Genomic DNA, 22,300 nt, shown 5'->3' with positions numbered 1-22,300 from the left:
TATGCTCGTTACATCGATTCATGGAAGGTACGGCTGATAACGTCTAACTGCTGTTCTTTCGTCAGCTTAATAAAGTTGACCGCATAGCCTGAGACGCGAATCGTTAACTGCGGATATTCCTCCGGATGTTCCATGGCGTCGAGCAATGTTTCTCTGTTAAATACGTTTACATTTAAGTGATGCCCTGTTTTTGCGGCGTAACCGTCAAGGATGCTTGATAAATTGACGGCGCGGCTCTCTTCGTCTTTGCCAAGCGCTTTCGGGACGATCGAAAAGGTGTTGGATATGCCGTCGAGCGCATAGCTGTAAGGCAGCTTTGCCACTGAAGACAGCGATGCAAGCGTTCCTTTAGTATCGCGGCCGTGCATCGGATTCGCGCCTGGAGCAAACGGTTCTCCCGCCCGGCGTCCATCCGGCGTATTTCCGGTTTTCTTGCCGTAAACGACGTTTGACGTGATCGTTAAAATTGACATGGTATGAACAGACTGGCGATATGTCTGGTGCTTGCGCAGTTTTTTCATAAAGCGCTTGACAATGTCAACGGCGATCGCGTCGACGCGGTCATCATTATTTCCGTACTTAGGAAAGTCGCCTTCTGTTTCAAAATCGACCGCAATGCCGTTTTCATCGCGGACAACATTGACTTTGGCATATTTGATAGCGCTTAACGAATCGGCCACAACGCTCAAGCCGGCGATCCCGGTGGCCATCGTCCGCAAAATGTCCGTGTCGTGTAGCGCCATTTCAATTCTTTCATAGCAATATTTATCATGCATGTAGTGAATGACATTGAGCGTATTGATGTACAAGCCTGCAAGCCATTCCATCGTCTGATCTAATTTATGCATGACCTCGTCATAGTCCAGCACATCGGAAGCAACCGGAGGCATTTCCGGACCGACTTGCATTTTATGCTTTTCGTCTTTTCCGCCATTAATCGCATATAAAAGCGCTTTCGCCAAGTTGGCGCGTGCTCCGAAGAACTGCATTTGTTTGCCGATTGCCATTGCCGATACACAGCAGGCGATGCCGTAGTCATCCCCGTATTCAGGACGCATGATATCGTCATTTTCGTATTGAATCGAGCTCGTTTTAATCGACATTTTGGCACAGTAGTTTTTAAACTTTTGCGGCAGCCTGACAGACCAAAGGACGGTTAAATTTGGTTCCGGCGCCGGACCTAAATTGTCAAGCGTATGCAGGAAACGGAACGAGTTTTTCGTGACGAGTGCGCGTCCGTCGTGCGCTATTCCGCCGATTGATTCTGTCACCCACGTCGGATCGCCGCTGAACAGCTCATTGTAGTCAGGTGTGCGTGCAAATTTGACCAAGCGCAGCTTCATGACAAAATGGTCGACAAGCTCTTGGGCCTCCTGTTCTGTTAATGCGCCCGTTTTCAAATCTCTTTCGATGTATATATCAAGGAACGTGGACACGCGGCCAAGGCTCATTGCTGCTCCATTTTGCTCTTTAATGGCAGCCAAATAGGCAAAATACAGCCATTGAAATGCTTCTCTTGCATTCGCCGCAGGCTCGGAAATGTCAAAGCCATAACTTGCTGCAAGTGCTTTAAGTTCATTCAATGCCCGGATTTGTTCTGACAATTCTTCACGAAGGCGGATGTTTTCTTCAGACATCACGCGAGAGGTGCCGGCCGCATCTTTTTTCTTTTCATCGATCAGGAAGTCCACGCCGTAAAGCGCCACTCTCCGGTAATCGCCGATGATGCGCCCGCGCCCGTAAGCATCAGGCAGTCCGGTAATGATTCCGACCTTTCGGGCGAGTTTCATTTCGTCCGTATACGCGTCAAACACGCCTTGGTTATGGGTTTTGCGGTAATCGGTAAAGATTCTTTCCACTTCTTCATTCAATTCAAAACCATAGGATTCACATGCTTGTTTCGCCATGCGAATGCCGCCGAAAGGCTGAAGCGACCGTTTAAACGGCTCATCGGTTTGAACGCCGACGACTTTTTCCAAGTCTTTGTCCAAATAGCCGGGACCGTGCGAGGTAATCGTTGAGACGATCTCTGTATCCATATCGAGGACGCCTCCGTTTTCACGCTCTTTTTTTGTCAAGTCCATTACATGATCCCATAATGCCGATGTAGCTTCCGTCGGAGGTTCGAGAAACGATTCGTCACCTTGATATGGCTCAAAGTTCGAGAGAATAAAATCGCGGACATTGACTTCTTTTTGCCAAACGTTTGTGGTGAAACCTTTCCATTGTTCCATTTAAATCCCCCTCTTTTCAAGTTGAAATGATATAACAGTTGTTGCATTTATATCTTATGTTTAATATAACAGTTTTGAATGTGATAAAAATCACATATTTTGTGAAATAGTTAACAAATTTAAGAAAGTTCTTTGAACATCGCGTTTTTCCTAATATAGGATGTTGTTTGAAGCAATTTTCTTATTTGAATCTGTATTATAATAAAGTCAAATAAAATGAAAACTGTTATATAAAAAAACCGGCTAAACAGCCGGCTTGCGCAGAAGTATTTATCATCAGTCGAGGGATATGAACTGATTGCCGAATGCTTCGATAGTGCTTTTCAAGACATAGCTGCCTCGGGGGAGCTGGTGAAATTCATAGCACCCTTTCGAATCGACCGCTTTTGTCTGCAGTAAAACGCCTGACAAATCATAAACATGAATGTAATGGTCCTCTTTTTTAAGTTGGCTTTTGAGATGTTCCGGGATTTCCCCGGCAATCGTGTACTCCGCTTCTGACGTTTTCTTTTCACCGATTTGTTCGAGGATTTCCAGGTCCAGCCCCTGCTCTTTTCGATGATTTTTGCAGGACCGCACTGCTCTTTTTTGTGTCTCGAATGTTTGATACAGGTTTTCGATCGACCTCATGTGAAAGCTGATATCCCAATGTTTCATAGCTTTTTGAAACGCTTGGCGCCCCAATTTTTGCCGGGTTTTGTCATCGTCGAGCAGCAGGCGCAGCTTTTCAGTAAGCGCTTCGCTGTCTGCCGGGGGAACAAGCAATCCGTTCGCACCGTCATCAATGATTTCTTTTACCCCGCCTACGTTTGTCGCCAGCACAGGTTTTGCGGAGAACTGCCCTTCCAGGATGACGAGCGGAAATGTATCGTGAAGTGACGGCAAAACAATGACATCACTAATATTCATTAAGTCAGGTATATCTTTTCGCTTTCCGAGAAAAGAGACCGCCGACGCGATACCGAGCTTTTCGGACAGGCTTTGCAGAGTTTCGAGCTCCGGACCCTCGCCTGCGAGAAGGCAGTGAAAATCATCCCTTTCGCACCGCAGTTTATAAAGCGCTTCGATCAAATAGCGGTGTCCTTTCACCGGAACGAGCCGCGCCGGACAGAGAATGATCTTTTTTCCTTGATGCGGGAGGCTTTTAGGGAGATTATTTTTCTTTTCGATAAAGGGTGTTTTTACAATTCCATACGGGATGACTCGGATGTTCGAAGGCGTCACACCAATTTGAATCAGCTCGTGTTTCAGCCATTCGCACGGAACGGCCACAACGTCTCCAGACATTGCGCCCAAACATTCTTCGATTTTCATGTATTGCTGTTCCTGGCCGCTTTTCTCGTCAAATTCCCCGGTAATCTTTGCTTCATGATATTTAAAGTTATGGAGGGACACGATTAAAGGCGTGTGCTGAGGTTTGGAACGGGCCAGTGCTCTTGCCGTCATAAAATCGTGGCAGTGGATCAAATCATACTTCTTAAGATCAAACTGTTTAACAGCTTGTTCCAAACTGTAGCGCTCCATTTCACGCCAATATATCCACAGGGGATATTTTTCGGTATAAGCTGTTTGAAGACGGTGAATCAGCTCATGTTTTAACCGGTGTTTATCGGCCGGCTGCTGATCGGCGACCTGAATGTTGAGCCATCGGGTATCGTGCGACATTAAATCGACAGAATGCCCTTCTCCTTCCAAGCTTTTTCTAAGGATATCAATATAGGTAGACGGGCCGTTTGTATGTGGAGAGTATCGATAATAAGCCAGCAAAATGTTCATATATTTCCCCCTGCCTGCTGTTAAACTTATAGAAAATGAAATCTCTTAGCATTATATGGCCTCAGCTGAAAAAAGTACGAAGTGAATGGAAAGCCTTTTCAATAAAGAAAACCCATTGCCTTAAGCAATGGGAGCTGTCATGAAGAAGCTAATATTTGAACGATTTTATCTTCAATATCCTTTCCTTTTTCATCATCCACGAGCTGATTGAGAAGAATGGAGAAAATCAATGTCTTGCCGCTTGCAGTATCGATATAGCCCGACAAGGTACTGACGGTTGAAAGAGAGCCTGTTTTCGCTCTGACTTTGCCTTTTAGAGCCGGGTCTTTCAGCCGGTTTCTTAATGTGCCGCCGACCATTCTGTCGCTTTCCCCCGCAACCGGGAGTGAACGGGCAAACGACGGAAACCATTTCTCTTCTTGAACGGAATACAATAGCTTTGTGATCTGGTCGGCAGAAATCAAATTGATATGCGAGATGCCTGAGCCGTCTCTGAGAACGATCTTTTCTGTGTCCATTCCAAATCCCTGCAGTTCTTTATTCAACACTTCAAGACCTTGATCCCAGCTTCCTTCACGGCTCGCGGCTTTTCCCATTTCCTTGATCAGTGTTTCGCCATGGCCGTTGTTGCTGAGCTTCATAAAGGGGATCATCAGCTCTGAAAGCGGCATGGATTGATGTGCGGTGATGCGGCGCGCTTTTTTTGGCGCTTTGCCGGTTTTAGTCTTTCCCAGGATTCGAATGCCTTGTTGCTGTAAAGCCTGTTTAAATAAATCGAGTGCATATTCTGACGACTCCCAAACCGCAACCCATTGTCTGACCCTTGAAGCGCCTTGTGGAATCGTCCCTTTGATTTGGATGGTATTTCCGCCGTGTTCCCTTTTAATCGTGATATCTTTTTTTCCGTCTGCAGCAACGGTCTTGGCACCGTTTTCGATTTTGACATGATTAGTTTGCGGAGTAAGCGATACAACGGGTTTTTTCCCGGTTTTGCCGTCAGGATTCACGTCGATGATGACCGTTCCGGCATCATAGTCTTCGTTTGGCGAAGCTGTTAAAGCCGAGATCTGCGCTCCGTAGTATGCGTCTTCATCGCTCCAGGAAAGGTCTTGAGAGTAGCGGACCTCATCATACCAGGAATCATCGCCGACCAAGTCTCCCCGGATGACAGTGATCCCTTGTTTTCGGAGTGCCTTGGCCATTTGCTGAAAATCGGCTTTCAAAAGCGTCGGATCGCCTTTTCCTTTTAGATAAAGGCTGCCTTTGAGTGTGCTCGCGGATCGTGCGCCGTCTGTCATCACTTCTGTGGGAAAGGTATAGTCCTCACCCAGGACGGAAAAGGCAGCTGCTGCCGTTAAAAGCTTCAGATTGGACGCCGGTCTCATCCGTGTATCGCCCATATGGCCGTATATCATTTTCCCGCTTTCTGCGGACCTGACGCTGATGCCTGCGAGCGCTCCTTTTAAATCAGGCTCGGTCTTTAACAGCTGATCAATTTGCTCTTTGAGCCCGGCGCCTTTTTCCCCGGCGGCCAAGCCGTCTATGCTGCCGGCCAACGTCAATACAAAGATCATCATCATACACAGACAAAGCTTCATATTTTTCTTCATAGAATATCCCGCCTCCCGCTGATGGTTCTAATACTTTATTGCAAAACGCGGCGGGATATACTCCTATTGGTCGGTTTTCACCAAAAACCTCCGGTATAAAAGCAGCAGTATCATTACATGCAGCACAACTCCGATGAACCCGAAAACGAAAACAAGCCCTTCATGAGAAGTTCCTGCCAAGTACGTTTTCGCTGTCCAGTAGGTCGGCGTGAAAACGCCGAAAAGCTGCCACGGCAAAGGAATAAAATAAACCGCGGCCGGCATGAAAGTGAGCAGGCTGAACCCTTTCATTAAAGCGAGCCCTTCCACTTTGTTCGAAGCGTAAGCGGCTAAAAGCAGCGTGTAAATCGGGGCTTCAAGCGTGACCATGATCAGGATGAACAAAAGGTACACAGAGCCGAGCGCCATTAAACCGCCGGATGCAAACAGCAAAATGCTGTAGCAAAAAGTCAGCGCCATTGGCAGGATGAGGCGTATCAAGACATATCCGCGCTTCGACAAGGGCGTCACGGCAAAATACTGAATCATATTTTCGTCGCGCTCATCAAGCAGGACAAACCCCGACATGATACCGAGAATCAGGGGGATGAAAAGCATGGCAAAGCTCATGATCAAATGACGGTATGGGGTGATATTGAATGCCGCCAGTTCCGCTGACAAAGGAATGCCAGCGGCTGTCACGATGATGAGCAGAAAAGGCGCCAGACCGTAAAAAGCAAGCATTGAATCACGTTTGATCTGTTTCATATCTCCGCGTATCAGCTGAATGATTTTCATCATCGTGTATCACCTCCGCCAAGCTTTAATGTGATGAATGTTTGAAGTGAATGCCTCGCCCAGAAATACGCGGCTCCGTTCCACAACAAGAGAGTGGAAATCGCGTAGAAGAGCTCCCACTGCTGAAGGCCGGTAAAGGCGGAACCTAACAGCATTAATGAGGCCTTTGACGGCAGAGCGTAAAACAGCGGGCTGCTCCAAATGCCCGCTGTTTCAAACAAAGGCAGAACGAACACAAAGGTGCTCAAAGAAGACAAAAAGAAAAATCCGTTTAAGGTTTCACACCGCACCGCCAAACCTAAGCCGATCATCGTGAAGAAAAATGAAGTGAACACCACGCCGCAAGCGAACAAACCGGAATTTGTTCCATAGCCAAACACACTGCTGTGGATGAAAATGCTCGATCCAAGAGACAAAACGGACAAGGACGCCGTTTTGGAAAAAATATACTCACTCGGACTTAGCGGCGTTACAAACAGGCTGTCATGGATGTTTTGCCCTTTCTCCAGTAAAACAAGACCCCCGATGAAGAAAAACCCCAGGAAGCTCGGATCTGAAAACGTCAAGGCAATGTTGGCCGCCTCCCTGTAATCAGCCGGAAGAAACTGCAACACGGCGATATACACCGCGCTGATCAGCAAATAGGCATAATAAAAACCGTGCTTGAACTGAAGTTTGATATCATGGGAAATCGCTGATAAGATCCTCAACTTAAACGCCTCCCCGTCACATCGATAAAGATGTCTTCAAGCGATGCTTCTTGGGAATGAATGGTTTCCACAGGGTGCTCCTTGATCAAGTTCAAAAATTCCGGGCTGCTGCCGATCTGATCAAGGTCGAATTGAGCAGTTTCCAGCTGCCTGCGGCTGCGGTACTCCACTTTTACGTGCCTTTTTCCTTTTTGCACTTTTAAGGCGCGTGGAGAATCAATCAAAGCCACCCTGCCGTCAACGATGAAAGCTACGCGGTCGCAGATTTCTTCAGCTGTTTGCATGTGGTGCGTTGTGATCAGGATCGTCTTCCCTTCCGCCTTTTTGTTCAGGATAAGCTGTTTTAATTTTTTGGCATGCACGGGATCGAGCCCCGAGGTCGGTTCGTCTAGAAATAAAAGATCAGGCTGATTGATCAGGGCTCTCAAAAAATTCAGCCTCATTTTCATGCCTTTTGAGTAAGCGGATACCTTTGTCCGGCCGTACTCTTCAAGACCCGTTAAAAGCGAGCAGCGTTTCCGGCTCCTCGGTTTCAGATGCATACAAGGAACGGAACAAATTTAAGTTTTCCAGTGCCGTTAATCGTTGATAGAAATTCGGAAATTCAAAGGCGACGCCGATTTTCTCATAAAAGGAGCTGTCGGCTTGACTCAATTCTTTCCCCATCACAGAAACCCGGCCTTCATATTGCTTTAAAATACCGATTAATATTTTTTGAATCGTGCTTTTTCCAGCACCGGACGGGCCGAGAAATCCAAAAATTTCACCCTTTTGAATCGAAAAGTCGATTCCTTTCAATACGGGCGTTTTTTGTCCGGGGTATGTGAAGCGAAGCCCGCTGACTTCAATCATGGGATGCATCCTCCTTGGCCGAAAGCCCCTGTCCGATCAATTCGATAAGCAAATCCATCGTTTCGTCATAGCGGTCTTCCCCAATATTTGTTTTTTGAAAGGATAAAAGAACAATGGCGCGAATCACACTGACGATCGTCTCCGGTTTTTTTCTGACAAGCCAACCTTTTTCCTGGCCCATTTCAATTAAAGGCTTGAAAAAATCTTCGTCGCTGTCGAAATGCGCCTGCAGCTTTTCTTCGGGGAGTTTGCGGAAGAGTGTCTCGAGTAAGTTGTCATCGTAAACTTGGCGAATGTACGGGTTATCTTCCACCACCGCCAATGCTTCACGCAAAAACTGTGCAAATGTTTCCCCGCTTTCAGAAAATGATGCCTCAAGCTGGGCGCGGATCTTACTTTCTTCCTGCTGCAAAATCTCAAAATAAAGCTCCTCTTTCGAGTCGAAAAATGTATAAAATGAGCCTTGGGCAATTCCGGCCGAGGCTGTTAGCTCACCAACGCTCGTTTTTTTCAATCCAAGCTGCGCAAAAAGCTCTCTTCCGCTTTGCACTAAAGCTGAGCGTATCGCTTCCTTTTCTTTTTCGGTAAATTTCGGCATGTCAGTCTCTCCTTGATTTATAAACATGTGAATATTTTTATTTTATATTCATATAATGCGATGAGACCGTCTTTTTGTCAATGCATTTTGGTTCAAATTTACCACAATATTTTCATTTGCCCGTCAAATTTAAAGCAAAAAAAAGCACCACTTATAGTTTAAACTATAAGTAGCGCTTCATTTCCATTAATAAGCAAGGCTGAACAGACCTTTAATATGAGTCAGATAACGGACGTTGCTCGCTTCTTTCATCAATGAAGCAGGCAGGCCTTTAAGAGATGTACTGTTCGCGCCGATAACGGCAACTGCATCTTTGCGGCCAAGGCTTGCAAGCGTGCCTGAGTTGACAGGGCTGAACGTTTCCATTGATTTGTTTTCTAAGTATGCATACAGGTTGTAGCCGATCAGCTCGCCCATTTGCCAAGCGATTTGAGCTGTCGGAGGGTACGGACGGCCATCCGGACCGAAGACAACGGCGCTGTCTCCTGCAACAAATACGTCTTCATGTGATGTGGATTGAAGGAAATCGTTTACAGTTGCGCGTCCGCGGTTCACTTCAAGACCTGACTCGCCGATCAGCGGATTGCCTTGAACACCGCCGGTCCAGACAAATGTATTTGTGACGATTTTTTGCCCGTCTTTCAAATCAACAACGTTTCCTTCTACATTTGTGACAGGCAGTCCTGTCAAGAATTCAACGCCGCGTTTTTCAAGGCTCTTTGTCGCACGTTCGATCAGCTCATCCGGAAGAACCGGCAGGATTTTCGGACCGGCTTCAACAAGCTTCAGCTTGATTTCTTTCGGATCGACACCGTAGCTTCTCGCAAGGTTCGGCATGATATCGGCGAGTTCACCGACAAGCTCGACGCCTGTTAGTCCGCCGCCGCCGATTAGGATCGTAGCATCCGCTTCGTTTTTCGTTTTAGCGTATTCGCGCACGCGCTCTTCAACATGTTTGAAGATCTTGTTTGCATCGTTTGCAGATTTGAGCACCATGCTGTTTTCTTGAAGGCCAGGAATGCCGAAGTAAGCAGTGACAGAACCAAGACCGACGACAAGCGCGTCATACGTCAGGGTAGAGCCGTCAGAAAGAGCGACTTCTTTTTTGTCAACTGAGAACGAGTTGACTTTGGCGATTTTAAGATCGATGTCTTTTCCTTTGAAAAGCTTTGCAAGCGGCATCGCAATGGCCTGTTCTGACACGTTGCCCGCAGCAAGGCGATGCAGTTCTGTGATGATTTGATGTGTCGGGTATTGGTTAACCACTGTGACCTTTGCTTCTTCTTTTGTGTAGTGTTTGCGAACTGTTAAAGCAGACAGTAATCCGCCGTAACCAGCGCCTAAAATGACGATATGTTTTGACATCGTGAATCCTCCGTCCTTATTCTGAATGTATAGTGATTATTTTTGTTTTTCGCGTTCTGACATGATTTGCAGGTAGCTTTGAACAAAGCGGAACATCTTTTGGGCCTGCGGATCTTTAAGCATTTTCAGCAAACCGAAAAGTCCGATGACTTCATTGCTTTCGTCAGCGCGGTCTTTTGCTTCAATGGCGGTAGCCGCGATTTCTTTTGCCGTATCTTTGACAGGCTCAAGAATTTCTGTGATGGCACCGACCGTATCATTTTTTAATACTTCATCAGTTGCAACGGATTGTGCGAAATCGTAAGACTTTGTCAAAATGTTGACCAGTTCTGTCAGCTTTGGAAGCTGGTCGACTAAAACAGTCAAAGACTCCTGTACTTCAGGTTTTAGCAGTTGATCGATAAGATCGCGTTGGCTTTGGCTTACAGATTCGTTTGTTTGATCAGCTGTTTGATCGATTGTTTCCGGCATAACCAATTCTCCTTTTCAATAAGCGATGTGCTGTTTTTTGAAGGAACCCCTTTTTCACAGTTTGTGAATTTGTGCACAAACAAGTCCGCAAAAAGGTTCTCCCCTTTTGTGTTTGTTTTGCTGTTTTCAGTCTGGAATTCCCGAAAACCCGCAATCTCAAAACACGCTGTATTTTTTACTACTAAATGATAACACTTTTTGAACAAAAAATGAACGTGATTGTTTCGGAAATGAAATAAAATCATAGAAAACTTTATATATAGGGCTTCTTTCATCCCTTTCATTTCCTATATTGTGTCTTTTTTTACGAAACGTCCCATTCACACGTCATGATAGAGTCGTGCGAATATTTCCCAGAAACGCATCTAGTTTACATAATGAAATTATCGTTATCTCGGTTAATCTTCATCTTTAACATCCGGATCTTCGGGGATGGGTTCGTTCAGAACGGATTCCGCCCACTCTTTATACTTTTCCATCTGTTCCATATGGGTATTGAATTGATCTTTGTTGATTAAATGCTGCTGTCCGTCGAAGACGGTGCGAATTTTCTTTTCTCTCACAAGCTGTTCAACATGTGCTTCTGAAAGCGTTAAATATTCTGCGGTTTCCTTTATCGTCAAGTACATGTTTTAGTTCCTCTCGTTTTGATTTAGGCGAACGTTGCGATTTTAGGATCATACGATAAGATATATCAGTTTAGATGATGGAGGCCTATTTCTATGTATTCAAAATGGAATTCTGAAACGTCTTATCCGCCTTCAGCCCCGCACATGCACACCGGCCAATCTTCTCAGCAGATGAATCAAAGGCTGAAAAATCTCGAAGATCAAATGGAATTGCTGATCAAACTCATGGAATGCAACAATCAGCTGCTGCGTTCAATTGAAGAGCAGCAAAACCGCGTCTGCGCGGCCGGCGGAGGTTCGGTTATCGTCAGAATGTGAGTTTTTGGTCTTAAAATAAAAAGAGGAAGGACGTGTCCTTCTTCTTTGTCTGCAAGCCTTATCCAGTATACTACAGATTTTTTTGCGCTGAAAGGCCGGCAATTTCATCGTATGTTTGACGATTTTCCAATGTTGACAAATCGCCTGCCGGCTCGTTCAAATAGGCAGCTCTGATCAGCCGTCTCATCACTTTTGCATTTCTCGTCTTCGGCAGACCGCTGACAAAGTAAACCGCTTTTGGCTTGATCGCTTTACCGATCGCGTCAGAGGCGAGGTTCAGCAAATCATCTTTTAGTTTTTCCGACGGCTTTTCCGACTGTGTGAGGACGACAAAGCAGACGGCAGCCTGACCTTTGAGCTGATCCGGAACGCCGATAACGCCTGCTTCCGCCACCGCTGGATGGCCGACCAGTACGGACTCTATTTCGGCGGGCCCGATCCTTTTCCCAGCAGTATTGATCACATCATCAGAACGTCCGCTGATCGTCCAGTAGCCGTTTTCATCACGTTTTGCCCAATCGCCGTGCACCCAGACGTCAGTCCAGCGGCTCCAATATGCTTTTTCATATCTGGAAGGCTCCTTCCAAAAACCGTTCGTCATGCCGACCCACGGCTTTGTCAGGACAAGCTCCCCGACTTCATTGACGACTTCCTCCCCTTTTTCGTTGAAGACATTGGCCGCCATGCCAGGCAGAGGCGAATTAAACGTCATCGGCGTGATTGGCCGCAGGAGCACATTGCCCAAAATGCCGCCTGAAATTTCCGTTCCTCCTGAATAATTAAAAATAGGAATCCGCTCTTTTCCAGCATGGCGGAACAGCCATATCCACGGTTCATAATTCCATGGTTCTCCCGTTGAGCCGATTGCCTTCAGACTGCTCAGGTCGCATTGATGAAGAAAATTTTCGCCGTGCTGCATCAGTGAGCGAATGAGCGTCGGAGAGACGCCGAGATGCGACACCTGGTGTCTGCTGACAAGCTCCCACAGCCGACTCGGGGCCGGGAAATCCGGTGCTCCGTCATACAGCAAAACTGCCGCTCCGTTTATGAGTCCCCCGAATATTAAAAACGGTCCCATCATCCAGCCCATGTCTGTAAACCAGAAAAACGTGTCCCCTTGTTTGACATCCATCCCGAAGCCCGCATCAAATGCAGCTTTCAGCGGAAAACCGGCGTGGGTATGAACCGCTCCCTTCGGTTGTCCTGTCGTGCCTGATGTGTAAAGCAGCATGAGCGGATCTGAACTGTCCATTTCTTCTGTCATCTGGAGAGGATCGCTTTTCATCAATTCATTCCAGTCTATATCTCTCTTATGATTCCAATCTTGTTCGCCATCGTGAAGCCGGCAGACGACAACTTTTTGGACAGTGGGGGCGCGGTCTGCTGCTTTGTCAGCTTCTTTCTTCATACAGACCTTCTTTCCCCTTCGCAAAAAGGCATCTGCCGTGACAAGAATTTTTGCTCCGGCAGCGCTGAGTCTCGCGGCTGCCGCATGGGCCCCGTAGCCTGAAAAAACCGGGGAGAATACCGCGCCGATTTTAGCGGCGGCAAGCATGGCGATGACCGTTTGCGGGATCATCGGCATGTAAATCGCAATGACATCCCCTTTTGATATGCCTTGTTTTTTAAAGCCTGCTGCCGCACGGGCGACTTTTTGATGTAAAGAAGAATAGGTGATCCGTTCTGTTTTTCCGTCTTCACTTTCCCAGATGAGGGCTGTCCTCTCGGCCGTATCAGGCTGTCGGGACCATTTTTCCACGGCGCTGCAAACGGCATTTAAGCGTCCGCCGGAAAACCATTTCGGCCATTTTATGCCTTTATCGAGATTCAATGTTTGGCTGTACCGCTTGTACCAGCTGATGCCGAGCGCTTTTTCGGCCTCTTCCCAGAACCAGGCGATATCGTCTGTACTTGCTTTCAAAAAATCATCATAGTCGGAAAAACCGAGAGCTGTCATCCATTGAAACAGCCGGGTCGCTTTTACAAATTCCGGATCAGGCTGCCAAACCGCTTTTTCGGCCATACCGTTTCCCCCTTTTCGTTTCATTGGCCTTTAGACGGGATAAACAGGATGCTTCCGTTCCGTAAATATCATGTATTTGGTCATATATGCATTCAGCCGTTTGATGAGTTCCGTACGAAGCGAATCGGCCGGAATGACCCCGTCGACAATCATTTCTGAAGCAAGCCGGTAAATGTCTATGTCTTTTTGGTACTCTTCCCGTTTTTCGGCAATGAAGGCGGACCGCTCTTCTTCAGGCAATTGTGCGATTTTTTTGGCATAAACGGCATTTACCGCTGCTTCCGGACCCATCACAGCAATCTGAGCCGTAGGCAGCGCCAGACAGCAGTCAGGCTCAAAGGCCGGTCCCGCCATCGCATACAAGCCTGCGCCATAAGCTTTCCTGACGATGACAGATATTTTCGGCACGGTTGCTTCGGCCATCGCTGAGATCATTTTCGCACCGTGTCTGATAATACCCGCCCTCTCGACTTTTGTTCCGATCATAAAGCCGGGGATATCAGCCAGAAACAGCAGCGGGATATGATAGGCATCGCACAAATTGATAAACTTTGCGGCTTTGTCTGCCGAATCGTGAAACAACACACCGCCTTTGACACGCGGCTGATTGGCGATGATGCCGACAGGCTGCCCGTGAATCCTCGCCAAACCGGTAATCAGCTCTGGCGCGAACAATTTTTTGATCTCATAAAAAGACGCTTCATCAATGATCCGGTCGATTAAATCCATCATTTGAAACGGTGCGTTTTGGTTTTTCGGAATGATCTCCTCCAACGGCCGGTCAAACGGACGAGCGGGTTTTGCTTCAATAACAGGCGCTTTTTCGGTGTAATTCGGCGGAAAGTAGGAAAGATACCGGCGCGCCGACTTGATCGCATCTTCTTCCGTTTCGGCAAGAATGTCTCCGCAGCCTGAAACAGAACAGTGCATTCGCGCTCCGCCCATTTCTTCAAGCGACACTTTTTCGCCGATCACCATTTCCGCCATGCGCGGCGAGCCTAAATACATCGAGGCGTTACCTTCGACCATGATAACGATATCGCAAAAAGCCGGTATGTAGGCGCCGCCTGCCGCTGAAGGACCGAACAAAAGACAGATTTGCGGGATGCGCCCGGATAATTTGACTTGCTGATAAAAAATCCGCCCTGCTCCTCTTCGCCCCGGAAACATGTCAACTTGATCCGTAATCCTTGCGCCTGCTGAATCGACCAAATAAAGAAGCGGACAATTCAGCTTTTCGGCTGTTTCCTGGATGCGGATGATTTTTTCGACGGTTCTCGCTCCCCATGATCCTGCTTTCACCGTTGAATCATTAGCCATGACGCAAACGGTTCGGCCGCCGATTTTTCCGATTCCCGTGACGACTCCGTCTGCTGGAAGCCCGTCTGCCATGCAATTGGCAAAAAAAGCGTCCTCAAGGTCGAGGCCTTCGTCAAGCAGCAGCTTTAATCGGTCTCTGACAAATAATTTTCCTTTTTTCTCATTAGCTTCATGGTATTTTTGCGCTCCGCCTTCCTGAATCCGGCGAATGCGTTCATACAATTCCTTTTCGGCCGGCATCGGCTGTCCCCCCGTTCGTTTTATTCTCCCGTATAATACGGCTTCCGCTTTTCTGTAAAAGCTTTCAGCCCTTCTGTTCTGTCTTTCGTCGGAATCGTCAGTTCGTAGGCTTTTTGTTCAATCACGAGTCCAGTTTCGATATCTGTCTCAAGCCCTTGATTGATAGCGAACTTCGCCTGTCTGACGGCAACCGGTCCGTTCGCCGCAATGTTCGCTGCGATATTTTCGGTTGTTTCCTTTAACTTTTGAAGCGGAACGACATGTTCAACTAGGCTGATCTTTTGCGCTTCTTCGGCGCTGATGCGGCAGCCGGTATAGATCATTTCTTTTGCCTTTCCCCTGCCGATCAAGCGGGGCAGCCGCTGTGTTCCCCCTGCCCCGGGAATAATCGCGAGCGTTGTTTCGGGGAGGCCGAGTTCAATATGTTCGGCTGCGATCCTGATGTCGCACGCCAATGCAAGCTCCAGCCCCCCTCCCAAAGCGCTTCCGTTTAATGAAGCGATGACGGGCTGCGGCAGTTTTTCCGTCTGGCTGACCACTTGTTGAATCATGGAAACGGCCTGCTTCGCTTCTGTGGGGCTCATGCGGGCTCTTTCCTTTAAATCGGCACCTGCACAAAACGTCCTGTTCCCTACTCCCGTTATAATGACACAGCGGACGGTCGGGTTTGAACGGATATCGCGAAGGATATGCTGAAGGTCGTCGAGAAGTCCGAGCGAGAGGGCATTTGCAGCTTGCGGTCTGTTCAACGTCAACACGGCGACCGCCTGCTCGTTTATGGAATAAAGAACATTGGGCTCCATTCGGTCTTCCTCCTCCTCAATCTATGAAAAGCAATTCTTTGATTTCGCCGCCTGCAAATTTCGGCTTGGTAGCTCTCTCCCGGTTTTGTCTTCGATCCATTTGGCAGCTGAAAGCAGCTTGCTGAGATCAACTCCGGTTTCGATGCCCATCTGGGCGCACATGTAAATCAAATCATCAGTTGCCGCATTTCCCGTGGCTCCAGGGGCATAAGGACAGCCGCCCAGCCCGCCGCATGATGCGTCAAATACGGTGATTCCCATATCCATCGCTGTGATCATGTTGGCGAGCGCCATCCCTCTCGTATCATGAAAATGAAGGGCGAAACTCTCTTTCGGAAAGCGTTTTAAAAGTACGTCAAGCACCTTTTGAACTTGCACGGGATTCGCTGCGCCGATTGTATCTCCGAGAGAAAGTTCGTCGATGCCCATGTTGAACAACGCATCACAGAGGCGTATGATTTGTTCTAATGGCACATGATGTTCATAAGGACAGCCAAATACGGTGGACAGGTAGGCTCTGGTGGTGAGGCCTGCTTGTTTTGCTGTCCCGGTGACTTCCTGCAAGACTGGAAGCGTTTCGCCGATCGATTTGTTAATATTTTTCCGGTTGTGTGTCTCGCTTGCCGACATAAAAACAGAAGCTTCATCGATCCCTCCTTCGAGAGCCCGTTCCAGCCCTTTTCGGTTCGGAATGAGGGCTGCGTAGGTGACGCCCGGCTTCCGGTTAATGCCTTTGGCGACGTCAAGGGCATCAGACAGTGCAGGAATCCATTTAGGATGAACGAATGAAGTGATTTCGATATATGAAAGCCCTGTTTGGGAAAGCATGTCGATCCAGGTTATTTTATCGGCTGTCGAGAGTGCGGTTTCTTCATTTTGCAGACCGTCGCGCGGCCCGACTTCTTTAATGAAAATTTTCTTCGGTACATTCATTTGCCATCCTCCAGACCTTATTGAAGCTCCAATAAGACATCTCCTTCATCGGCAAAATCACCTTCGTTTTTTCTGACGGTTTTGACGGTGCCGGCCGTTTCGGCGACAATCGGAATCTCCATTTTCATCGATTCTAAAATGGCGACTTCCTGCCCTTTTTCGATTTTGTCTCCTGCTTTCACTAATATTTTCCACACGTTTCCCGCCATATTGGTGACAACAGTATTCATGGCACGCCTCCTTAATTTCATTTTGACTGATAACGACTGATAAAATCGGTTTGGACCCCGCCTTTTCGGAATTCGTCAGAACGTACGATGTCTTCAAGCAACGGAATATTTGTCTTAATGCCTTTCACTTGATATTGTGAGAGCGCTTCGGCCAATGTCCGGATGGCTTCATCTCTGCTATTTCCTTTGACGATCATCTTGGCGATCATCGGGTCGTAATACGGTGTGATGTTCATACCTGGGGCTGCTGCGCATTCATGACGGACATTCGGGTGCTCAGGCAGCTTAAGGTCAGTGATCCGTCCCGGCGAAGGGAAAAATGTTTTCGGATCTTCGGCACAGATTCTGACTTCGATCGCATGTCCGTCACGCCGAATGTCTTTCTGCTTATACGGAAGCGCTTTGCCTGCTGCGATATTGAGCTGTTCTTCGACAATGTCGAGCCCTGTAATTTCCTCTGTCACCGGGTGTTCGACCTGCAGGCGGGTATTCATCTCGAGAAAATAAAAATGATTCTTGCTGTCTACTAAAAACTCGATTGTCCCGGCGTTGGCATAGCCGATCGACAGCGCGGCTTTCACGGCCGCTTCACCGAGCTTCGCGCGCATGTTTTCATCGAATAACGGAGCAGGTGCTTCTTCGATGATTTTTTGCTGGCGTCTCTGAATCGAACAGTCCCGTTCCCAAAGATAGACGGCATTTCCGTATTCGTCTGTTAAAATCTGAATCTCGATATGTCTTGCATCTTCGATATATTTCTCGATGTACATAGCCCCGTCTCCGAAAAAATCGGCGGCTCGTTTTTGGCTGCCTTCATATGCTTTTGCTAATTCGCCTTCATTGCGAATCAGCTGCATTCCGATGCCTCCGCCTCCAAAAGAAGCCTTGAGCATCACGGGATAGCCGATGGATTCGGCAAGAGCCTTGGCTTCATTCAGACCGGCCAAGCTTTTTGTCACGCCGGGAACGACGGGAATCCCGGCTTGTTCCATCGCTAGCCTTGCTTCAATTTTGCTCCCCATTTTGGCGATCACATCGGACGGCGGACCGATAAACGTGATATTTTCCTGCAGGCATCTTTCGGCAAAACGGCTGTTCTCGGAAAGCAGGCCGTATCCCGGGTGGATGGCACAGACCCCCGCTTTTTTAGCGGTTTCGATGATTTTTTCGATATTTAAATAGCTTTCACTGACCCGCGGTTTGCCGATCAGCCAGGCTTCATCTGCAGCTTTAACGTGCAGGGACTCAGCATCCGCTTCAGAGTAGACGGCAGCTGTCTGAATACCGAGCCGTTTACAAGTTCGGATGATCCGAAGTGCGATTTCGCCACGATTGGCGATAAGCAATTTTTGAAACAAAAAAATGCCCCCTTTCATATTCAAAAGTGTCTGAAATAGAATTTGAAAGCGCCTTCATTTATTTATTGTGCGAATTCGAAAGTGAAGTAGCTTATCCTGTTTCCTGCCATAGGTTCAGACGGGTCTTGTCTGTTCTTTACAGCTTATGATGATTTGAAAGAAAAAAGTCCTAAAGCTTAAGAAATCGCTTTAGAACTCTCAATGTTTTGGCTCGGGCCTGTTGGTGTTTGGACGGCTTTTACCGAGAATGCTCTGCATGTTTGCCGCTGTTTGTGAGGATATGTTGAATGATCTCGGCGTTTTTTGACAGAAAGGCAGTTTCGAACATATCCTGATGCGGCCCGGCTCCTTTATACTCTTGATAGTTTCTTGTTGTGGCGTCGGCCCATTTTTGCAATATGAATCTGTCAATTTGATCCGTCTGAATGCCGGCTTCAATAAAGTGGATGTTTGCGTTGATTTGGCCGCCATTGATTAATTGTGCCCAATATTTTTGATAGTTTGCCGTCTTTTTGATGACTGCTTCCCTGAGGTGAGCGGGAACATGTTCTGCCGAGGTGCTGCTTGGCTGTGGCGGCAATGCTTGTTTCTTTTGATATGCATCGACAATAATGAGATCGCTGACCTCCAAACCACGGTTTTCCATTTCTTTGACAGTCTCAAATGCCGTGTTGCCTCCCGCTGAATATCCCAGCAGGATATAAGGACCCCGAGGCTGTTTTTGGATGATGTTGTTCACGTATTGTTCCATACGGCTGTCTTCTTCAATAAAGTTAAATCCGTACACAGTCGCTTTGCCGTTTAGCTTGGCAGCGAGATCTTTATAAAATATCCCGAAGCCCGAAATGGGAGGAAAGCAGAAAAGGTTCACTCCGGTCGGCGGATTCAGTCTGCTGACATGCTGTACGGCCGAGGCGCGCAGCTCATGTGAAAACAGCTTTTCGGCCAATTGTTCGATTGTTGGATTCTCGAATAATAATTCAATCGGAATATCGATCCCCTGGCTGTTTTTCAGCTGGTGAATGACTTGAAGAGCCTTTAGCGAATGACCGCCAAGTTCGAAAAAGTCATCTTCAATACCGAGCTCCTTCACGCCAAGGATAGGTCTCCATATGTCAATCAGTTCTTTTTCGACCCAGTTTCTTGGCGGCACAATCTGTTTCAAAGCCGTTTTTTGATCAGGTGCAGGCAGCGCGCGGCGGTCGATTTTGCCGTTTGCCGAAAGAGGCATGCGGTCCAGTTTAACCCAATCATGAGGAATCATATAGTCGGGAAGCTGCCTTGATAGTAATGAACGGATCGTTTTTTCCTCTGTTTGATCATCGCTTACATAATATGCGATAAGGAATGCTTCTTCGTTTTTTTCTTCAATGATGACAGCGGCTTCTTGAACGCCTTCAATCTCGATGAGCCGCGCTTCTATTTCAGCCGGTTCAGTTCGTTTGCCGCGAATTTTGATTTGCCGGTCCATCCGGCTGATATATTCTAAGTTGCCGTCTGGCAGCCAGCGCGCCAGATCGCCCGTTTTGTACATTTTTTCCCCTGGTTGAAACGGATGCTCTACAAATGCTTGACTCGTCAAATCAGGTCTGTGCAAATATCCTTTTGCAACCCCATCGCCGCCGACGCAAAGTTCGCCGGGAACGCCGATCGGCGCGAGCTGACCGCTCTCGTCAACAATAAAGGCATTTGAATTGCTGATCGGTTTTCCGATGGGAATCGCTTGTGAAAAATCTTGCTTGACTTCATAAAATGTAGAGAATGTTGTATTTTCCGTCGGACCATATATGTTATAAAGCTTCAGGTTTGGGCACCGATGTCTGACCGTATTCATCAGTGCAGGCGTCAAAGCTTCCCCGCCGACATATAAAGTGGAGAGCCCTGAAAACATGTCCGGCTGGGCTTGTGCAAGCTGGTTAAAGAGAGCCGTTGTTAAAAACAGCACTGTGATATCATGGTGAAGCAAATAGCTGCCAAAACGGGCAGGAGTCAACATCGTCGAGCGGTCGATAACATGAAGAGATGCTCCTTTCAGGAGCGCTCCGAATATTTCAAATGTGATGGCGTCAAAGCCGAGTGAACCGGTTAAGATCAATCGGTCATTTGTATCGGCTGATGTGTAATTGCTGTTTGAGATCAGTGATACGACATTGCGGTGCGAAATCATTACGCCCTTTGGTTTGCCTGTCGAACCTGATGTATACATGATATAAGCCAGATCATCCGGACACGTATTTATGTTTATATCGCTGACAGGTGCCAATTTCGCTTCCTTGGATATCAACACTTTTTTCGGAAAATCAATGTTCGTCTTGAGTCCTTTCTGAACGGCCAATACGTCCGCCCCGCTTTCTTTCAGCATGCAGCTGATCCGTTCAGGCGGCAGTTCGGCATCGAGCGGGAGATAGGCGCCGCCTGCTTTCAAAACGGCAAGAACTCCGATGATGAATTCAGGTGAATGCTCTGCTAAAATGCCGGCAATTCCGTTTTTCTTTAAGCCTTGTTCTTGGAAGATGCGGGCCCATGCAGTGGATGTTTGATCCAGCTCTCGGTATGTCATCGTCAAGCCGCCGGCATGTAGTGCGATATGCTCCGGCGTTTTCTCTACTTGATTGGAAAACAAGTCAGTGATTGTTTTGTTCGTATCGTAATCTGTTTTTGTATCGTTGAATGCCCCGATGATCCGGGCTTTTTCGTCAGGCGCGATCATCGGCAGCCTGGAGGCGGGGATATCGGTGTCCTCCGCCGCTCTTCGCAAAGCTTCCAGCAGGTGGCCCCTCACACAGTCAATCCATGATTCATCATAAACGTTTGCATTGTAGATGAACTTGATGACAAGTTCATCATCCGGGGCAATCATGAGGTTGAAGTTGTAGCCTGATTGCTCCGACACTTTTACATTTTCGATCTGAAGCGGTGATTCGGCGCGGTTTGCCGAGTCTTGCATTTGCTGCAAAGGGTAGTTTTCAAAAACGAAAATATGGTCAATCGCATGCTGTTTGAAAGTGATTTGCGACTGAATGTCAGCCAATGGATAAAAGTTGAACATGTCTTGAGCGAGCCTTTCTTTTTGGGAGCGGCGAAGCAGCTCTGAAAAGGTTTCATTTTCGCTCTCGGTCTTGATTCGAACCGGCACAGTATTGATAAATAAACCGATGATCTTCTCAACACCCGGAATCACGGAAGGACGGCCGGAAACGACAGAGCCGAACACGACATCATCTGTCCGGTTATAGCGCTGAAGCATTAAGCCCCACACGGTTTGTATGAGAGTGGCGAGTGTGGCTCCATGCTGTTTGGCGATTGTTTTGAGTCTGGCTGTCAACTTTCGGTCTAATGAAAACATCAGCTCTTTCTGCCGATATCCCTTTTCAGCAGGTTTTGCAGACACTTTCGGAAGACCTGTTGGCGCATTGAAGTCTGTCAAGTAGTTCTTCCAATATTCCTTGGCTTTGTCTTTGTCCTGATCATACAACCAGGAAATATATGCGCTGTATGGCTGAACAGGATCTAAAGGCACAGATTCACCCGTATAGATGGCTTCGTACAACTGCATAAATTCTTGGAGTACGATCCCGAGACACCAGCCGTCCATTAAGATGTGGTGATGGCTCCATACACATACGTGTTGTTCCGGCGCCGTTTTGAACAGAGAAATACGCATCAGCATATCTTTTTGCAGATTGAAGCCTTTCTGCCGATCCCGCTCTTTAAACTGGCTGATATATGCGGTTTGATCGGTCTCCGGCATTTCGGTCAAGTCTTCAGCATGCAATTGAAAGGATCGATCGCGTAAAACGACCTGGCGCGGTTCTTTCAGCCCGGCAACATGAGGCAAAAAAACCGTTCTGAAAATATCGTGGCGGTCAATGATCGATTGGACACTTTGTTGAAACCAGTCTAAATGGATCTGACCCCTTATTGTGAAGACGGACTGTTCAATATATGCGGTTCCTTCGTCTTGCAGGAAAGAATGAAAAAGCATTCCTTCCTGCATGTGGCTTAAAGGATAAATGTTTTGGATTTTTTGTGTATGATCCATTGTTTCCCTCC

At 47.5% G+C, this 22,300-nt stretch carries 19 protein-coding genes; 1 reads left to right on the top strand and 18 read right to left on the bottom strand.

Annotation, left to right across the window (positions count from 1 at the left end; genetic code table 11):
* Positions 1 to 8 precede the first annotated feature (8 nt).
* From pflB to M1E06_RS11015, 11 genes are all read right to left on the bottom strand, one after another.
* Positions 9 to 2,234, bottom strand: coding sequence for a formate C-acetyltransferase (gene pflB / locus M1E06_RS11065; protein WP_033155078.1), 2,226 nt, complete (start codon positions 2,232 to 2,234; stop codon positions 9 to 11).
* A gap of 276 nt (positions 2,235 to 2,510) precedes the next feature.
* Positions 2,511 to 4,010, bottom strand: a complete 1,500-nt coding sequence (locus M1E06_RS11060; protein ID WP_023857518.1) for a glycosyltransferase family 4 protein — start codon at positions 4,008 to 4,010, stop codon at positions 2,511 to 2,513.
* Positions 4,011 to 4,147: 137 nt separating this feature from the next.
* Complete coding sequence (gene dacB, locus M1E06_RS11055) at positions 4,148 to 5,620, bottom strand: D-alanyl-D-alanine carboxypeptidase/D-alanyl-D-alanine endopeptidase (RefSeq protein WP_079289102.1); 1,473 nt, start codon at positions 5,618 to 5,620, stop codon at positions 4,148 to 4,150.
* Between the two features lie 63 nt (positions 5,621 to 5,683).
* Complete coding sequence (locus M1E06_RS11050; protein WP_079289103.1) at positions 5,684 to 6,400, bottom strand: ABC transporter permease; 717 nt, start codon at positions 6,398 to 6,400, stop codon at positions 5,684 to 5,686.
* Entirely contained in the window at positions 6,397 to 7,107 is a 711-nt protein-coding gene (locus M1E06_RS11045) for a fluoroquinolone export ABC transporter permease subunit (protein ID WP_079289104.1), read from the bottom strand. The genes M1E06_RS11050 and M1E06_RS11045 overlap by 4 nt, the downstream gene beginning before the upstream one ends.
* Positions 7,104 to 7,535: an ATP-binding cassette domain-containing protein gene (locus M1E06_RS11040; protein WP_324254419.1), complete on the bottom strand. Its 432-nt coding sequence runs from the start codon at positions 7,533 to 7,535 to the stop codon at positions 7,104 to 7,106. Before M1E06_RS11040 ends, M1E06_RS11045 begins: the two co-directional genes overlap by 4 nt.
* Before the next feature lie 61 nt (positions 7,536 to 7,596).
* A complete protein-coding gene (locus M1E06_RS11035) occupies positions 7,597 to 7,959 on the bottom strand; it encodes an ATP-binding cassette domain-containing protein (protein ID WP_315898013.1) in 363 nt (120 codons plus the stop codon).
* The gene (locus M1E06_RS11030) at positions 7,952 to 8,557 is read right to left on the bottom strand and encodes a TetR/AcrR family transcriptional regulator (protein ID WP_025810775.1); all 606 of its coding nucleotides are present in this window, start codon (positions 8,555 to 8,557) and stop codon (positions 7,952 to 7,954) included. Before M1E06_RS11030 ends, M1E06_RS11035 begins: the two co-directional genes overlap by 8 nt.
* 186 nt (positions 8,558 to 8,743) lie before the next feature.
* On the bottom strand, positions 8,744 to 9,922 hold the full coding sequence (locus M1E06_RS11025; protein WP_025810774.1) for an NAD(P)/FAD-dependent oxidoreductase: 1,179 nt from the start codon (positions 9,920 to 9,922) through the stop codon (positions 8,744 to 8,746).
* Between the two features lie 36 nt (positions 9,923 to 9,958).
* On the bottom strand, positions 9,959 to 10,393 hold the full coding sequence (locus M1E06_RS11020) for a DUF1641 domain-containing protein (RefSeq protein WP_020451689.1): 435 nt from the start codon (positions 10,391 to 10,393) through the stop codon (positions 9,959 to 9,961).
* A gap of 398 nt (positions 10,394 to 10,791) precedes the next feature.
* A complete protein-coding gene (locus M1E06_RS11015; protein WP_025810773.1) occupies positions 10,792 to 11,022 on the bottom strand; it encodes an excisionase family DNA-binding protein in 231 nt (76 codons plus the stop codon).
* 93 nt (positions 11,023 to 11,115) lie between these two features.
* On the opposite strand from M1E06_RS11015, the gene M1E06_RS11010 reads away from it, so the two are divergent.
* Positions 11,116 to 11,340 carry a hypothetical protein gene (locus M1E06_RS11010; protein WP_020451692.1) on the top strand — a complete coding sequence of 75 codons (225 nt, stop codon included), beginning with the start codon at positions 11,116 to 11,118 and terminating at the stop codon, positions 11,338 to 11,340.
* 70 nt (positions 11,341 to 11,410) lie between these two features.
* On the opposite strand, the gene M1E06_RS11005 is transcribed toward M1E06_RS11010, so the two are convergent.
* The 7 genes from M1E06_RS11005 to M1E06_RS10975 form a co-directional block, all read right to left on the bottom strand.
* Positions 11,411 to 13,363 (bottom strand): AMP-binding protein, encoded by a 1,953-nt coding sequence (locus M1E06_RS11005; RefSeq protein WP_080131407.1) that lies wholly within the window; start codon positions 13,361 to 13,363, stop codon positions 11,411 to 11,413.
* Positions 13,364 to 13,393: 30 nt separating this feature from the next.
* Positions 13,394 to 14,923, bottom strand: coding sequence for an acyl-CoA carboxylase subunit beta (locus tag M1E06_RS11000; protein WP_026579615.1), 1,530 nt, complete (start codon positions 14,921 to 14,923; stop codon positions 13,394 to 13,396).
* A gap of 20 nt (positions 14,924 to 14,943) precedes the next feature.
* Positions 14,944 to 15,726: an enoyl-CoA hydratase gene (locus M1E06_RS10995; RefSeq protein WP_039072760.1), complete on the bottom strand. Its 783-nt coding sequence runs from the start codon at positions 15,724 to 15,726 to the stop codon at positions 14,944 to 14,946.
* A gap of 21 nt (positions 15,727 to 15,747) precedes the next feature.
* Positions 15,748 to 16,659, bottom strand: a complete 912-nt coding sequence (locus M1E06_RS10990; protein WP_080131408.1) for a hydroxymethylglutaryl-CoA lyase — start codon at positions 16,657 to 16,659, stop codon at positions 15,748 to 15,750.
* Between the two features lie 17 nt (positions 16,660 to 16,676).
* Positions 16,677 to 16,889 (bottom strand): acetyl-CoA carboxylase biotin carboxyl carrier protein subunit, encoded by a 213-nt coding sequence (locus M1E06_RS10985; RefSeq protein WP_003182452.1) that lies wholly within the window; start codon positions 16,887 to 16,889, stop codon positions 16,677 to 16,679.
* 17 nt (positions 16,890 to 16,906) lie between these two features.
* A complete protein-coding gene (locus M1E06_RS10980) occupies positions 16,907 to 18,247 on the bottom strand; it encodes an acetyl-CoA carboxylase biotin carboxylase subunit (protein WP_020451697.1) in 1,341 nt (446 codons plus the stop codon).
* A gap of 238 nt (positions 18,248 to 18,485) precedes the next feature.
* Positions 18,486 to 22,289, bottom strand: a complete 3,804-nt coding sequence (locus M1E06_RS10975; RefSeq protein WP_080131409.1) for a non-ribosomal peptide synthetase — start codon at positions 22,287 to 22,289, stop codon at positions 18,486 to 18,488.
* Between the last annotated feature and the right edge of the window lie 11 nt (positions 22,290 to 22,300).

It is taken from the genome of Bacillus sp. AK124 (genome assembly GCF_053903085.1).
Note: the sequence above shows the minus strand (reverse complement) of the source record. Positions and strands in the feature narration are given on the sequence as shown.

What these genes read in the sequence shown, in the direction of transcription:
- dacB (WP_079289102.1), bottom strand. Translation starts at nt 5,620, where the DNA reads ATGAAGAAAAATATGAAGCTTTGTCTGTGTATGATGATGATCTTTGTA.
- M1E06_RS11050 (WP_079289103.1), bottom strand. Translation starts at nt 6,400, where the DNA reads ATGATGAAAATCATTCAGCTGATACGCGGAGATATGAAACAGATCAAA.
- M1E06_RS11015 (WP_025810773.1), bottom strand. Translation starts at nt 11,022, where the DNA reads ATGTACTTGACGATAAAGGAAACCGCAGAATATTTAACGCTTTCAGAA.
- M1E06_RS11025 (WP_025810774.1), bottom strand. Translation starts at nt 9,922, where the DNA reads ATGTCAAAACATATCGTCATTTTAGGCGCTGGTTACGGCGGATTACTG.
- M1E06_RS11060 (WP_023857518.1), bottom strand. Translation starts at nt 4,010, where the DNA reads ATGAACATTTTGCTGGCTTATTATCGATACTCTCCACATACAAACGGC.
- M1E06_RS11010 (WP_020451692.1), top strand. Translation starts at nt 11,116, where the DNA reads ATGTATTCAAAATGGAATTCTGAAACGTCTTATCCGCCTTCAGCCCCG.
- M1E06_RS11000 (WP_026579615.1), bottom strand. Translation starts at nt 14,923, where the DNA reads ATGCCGGCCGAAAAGGAATTGTATGAACGCATTCGCCGGATTCAGGAA.
- M1E06_RS10995 (WP_039072760.1), bottom strand. Translation starts at nt 15,726, where the DNA reads ATGGAGCCCAATGTTCTTTATTCCATAAACGAGCAGGCGGTCGCCGTG.
- M1E06_RS10985 (WP_003182452.1), bottom strand. Translation starts at nt 16,889, where the DNA reads ATGAATACTGTTGTCACCAATATGGCGGGAAACGTGTGGAAAATATTA.
- M1E06_RS11020 (WP_020451689.1), bottom strand. Translation starts at nt 10,393, where the DNA reads ATGCCGGAAACAATCGATCAAACAGCTGATCAAACAAACGAATCTGTA.
- pflB (WP_033155078.1), bottom strand. Translation starts at nt 2,234, where the DNA reads ATGGAACAATGGAAAGGTTTCACCACAAACGTTTGGCAAAAAGAAGTC.
- M1E06_RS10990 (WP_080131408.1), bottom strand. Translation starts at nt 16,659, where the DNA reads ATGAATGTACCGAAGAAAATTTTCATTAAAGAAGTCGGGCCGCGCGAC.
- M1E06_RS11005 (WP_080131407.1), bottom strand. Translation starts at nt 13,363, where the DNA reads ATGGCCGAAAAAGCGGTTTGGCAGCCTGATCCGGAATTTGTAAAAGCG.
- M1E06_RS11030 (WP_025810775.1), bottom strand. Translation starts at nt 8,557, where the DNA reads ATGCCGAAATTTACCGAAAAAGAAAAGGAAGCGATACGCTCAGCTTTA.
- M1E06_RS11035 (WP_315898013.1), bottom strand. Translation starts at nt 7,959, where the DNA reads ATGATTGAAGTCAGCGGGCTTCGCTTCACATACCCCGGACAAAAAACG.
- M1E06_RS10975 (WP_080131409.1), bottom strand. Translation starts at nt 22,289, where the DNA reads ATGGATCATACACAAAAAATCCAAAACATTTATCCTTTAAGCCACATG.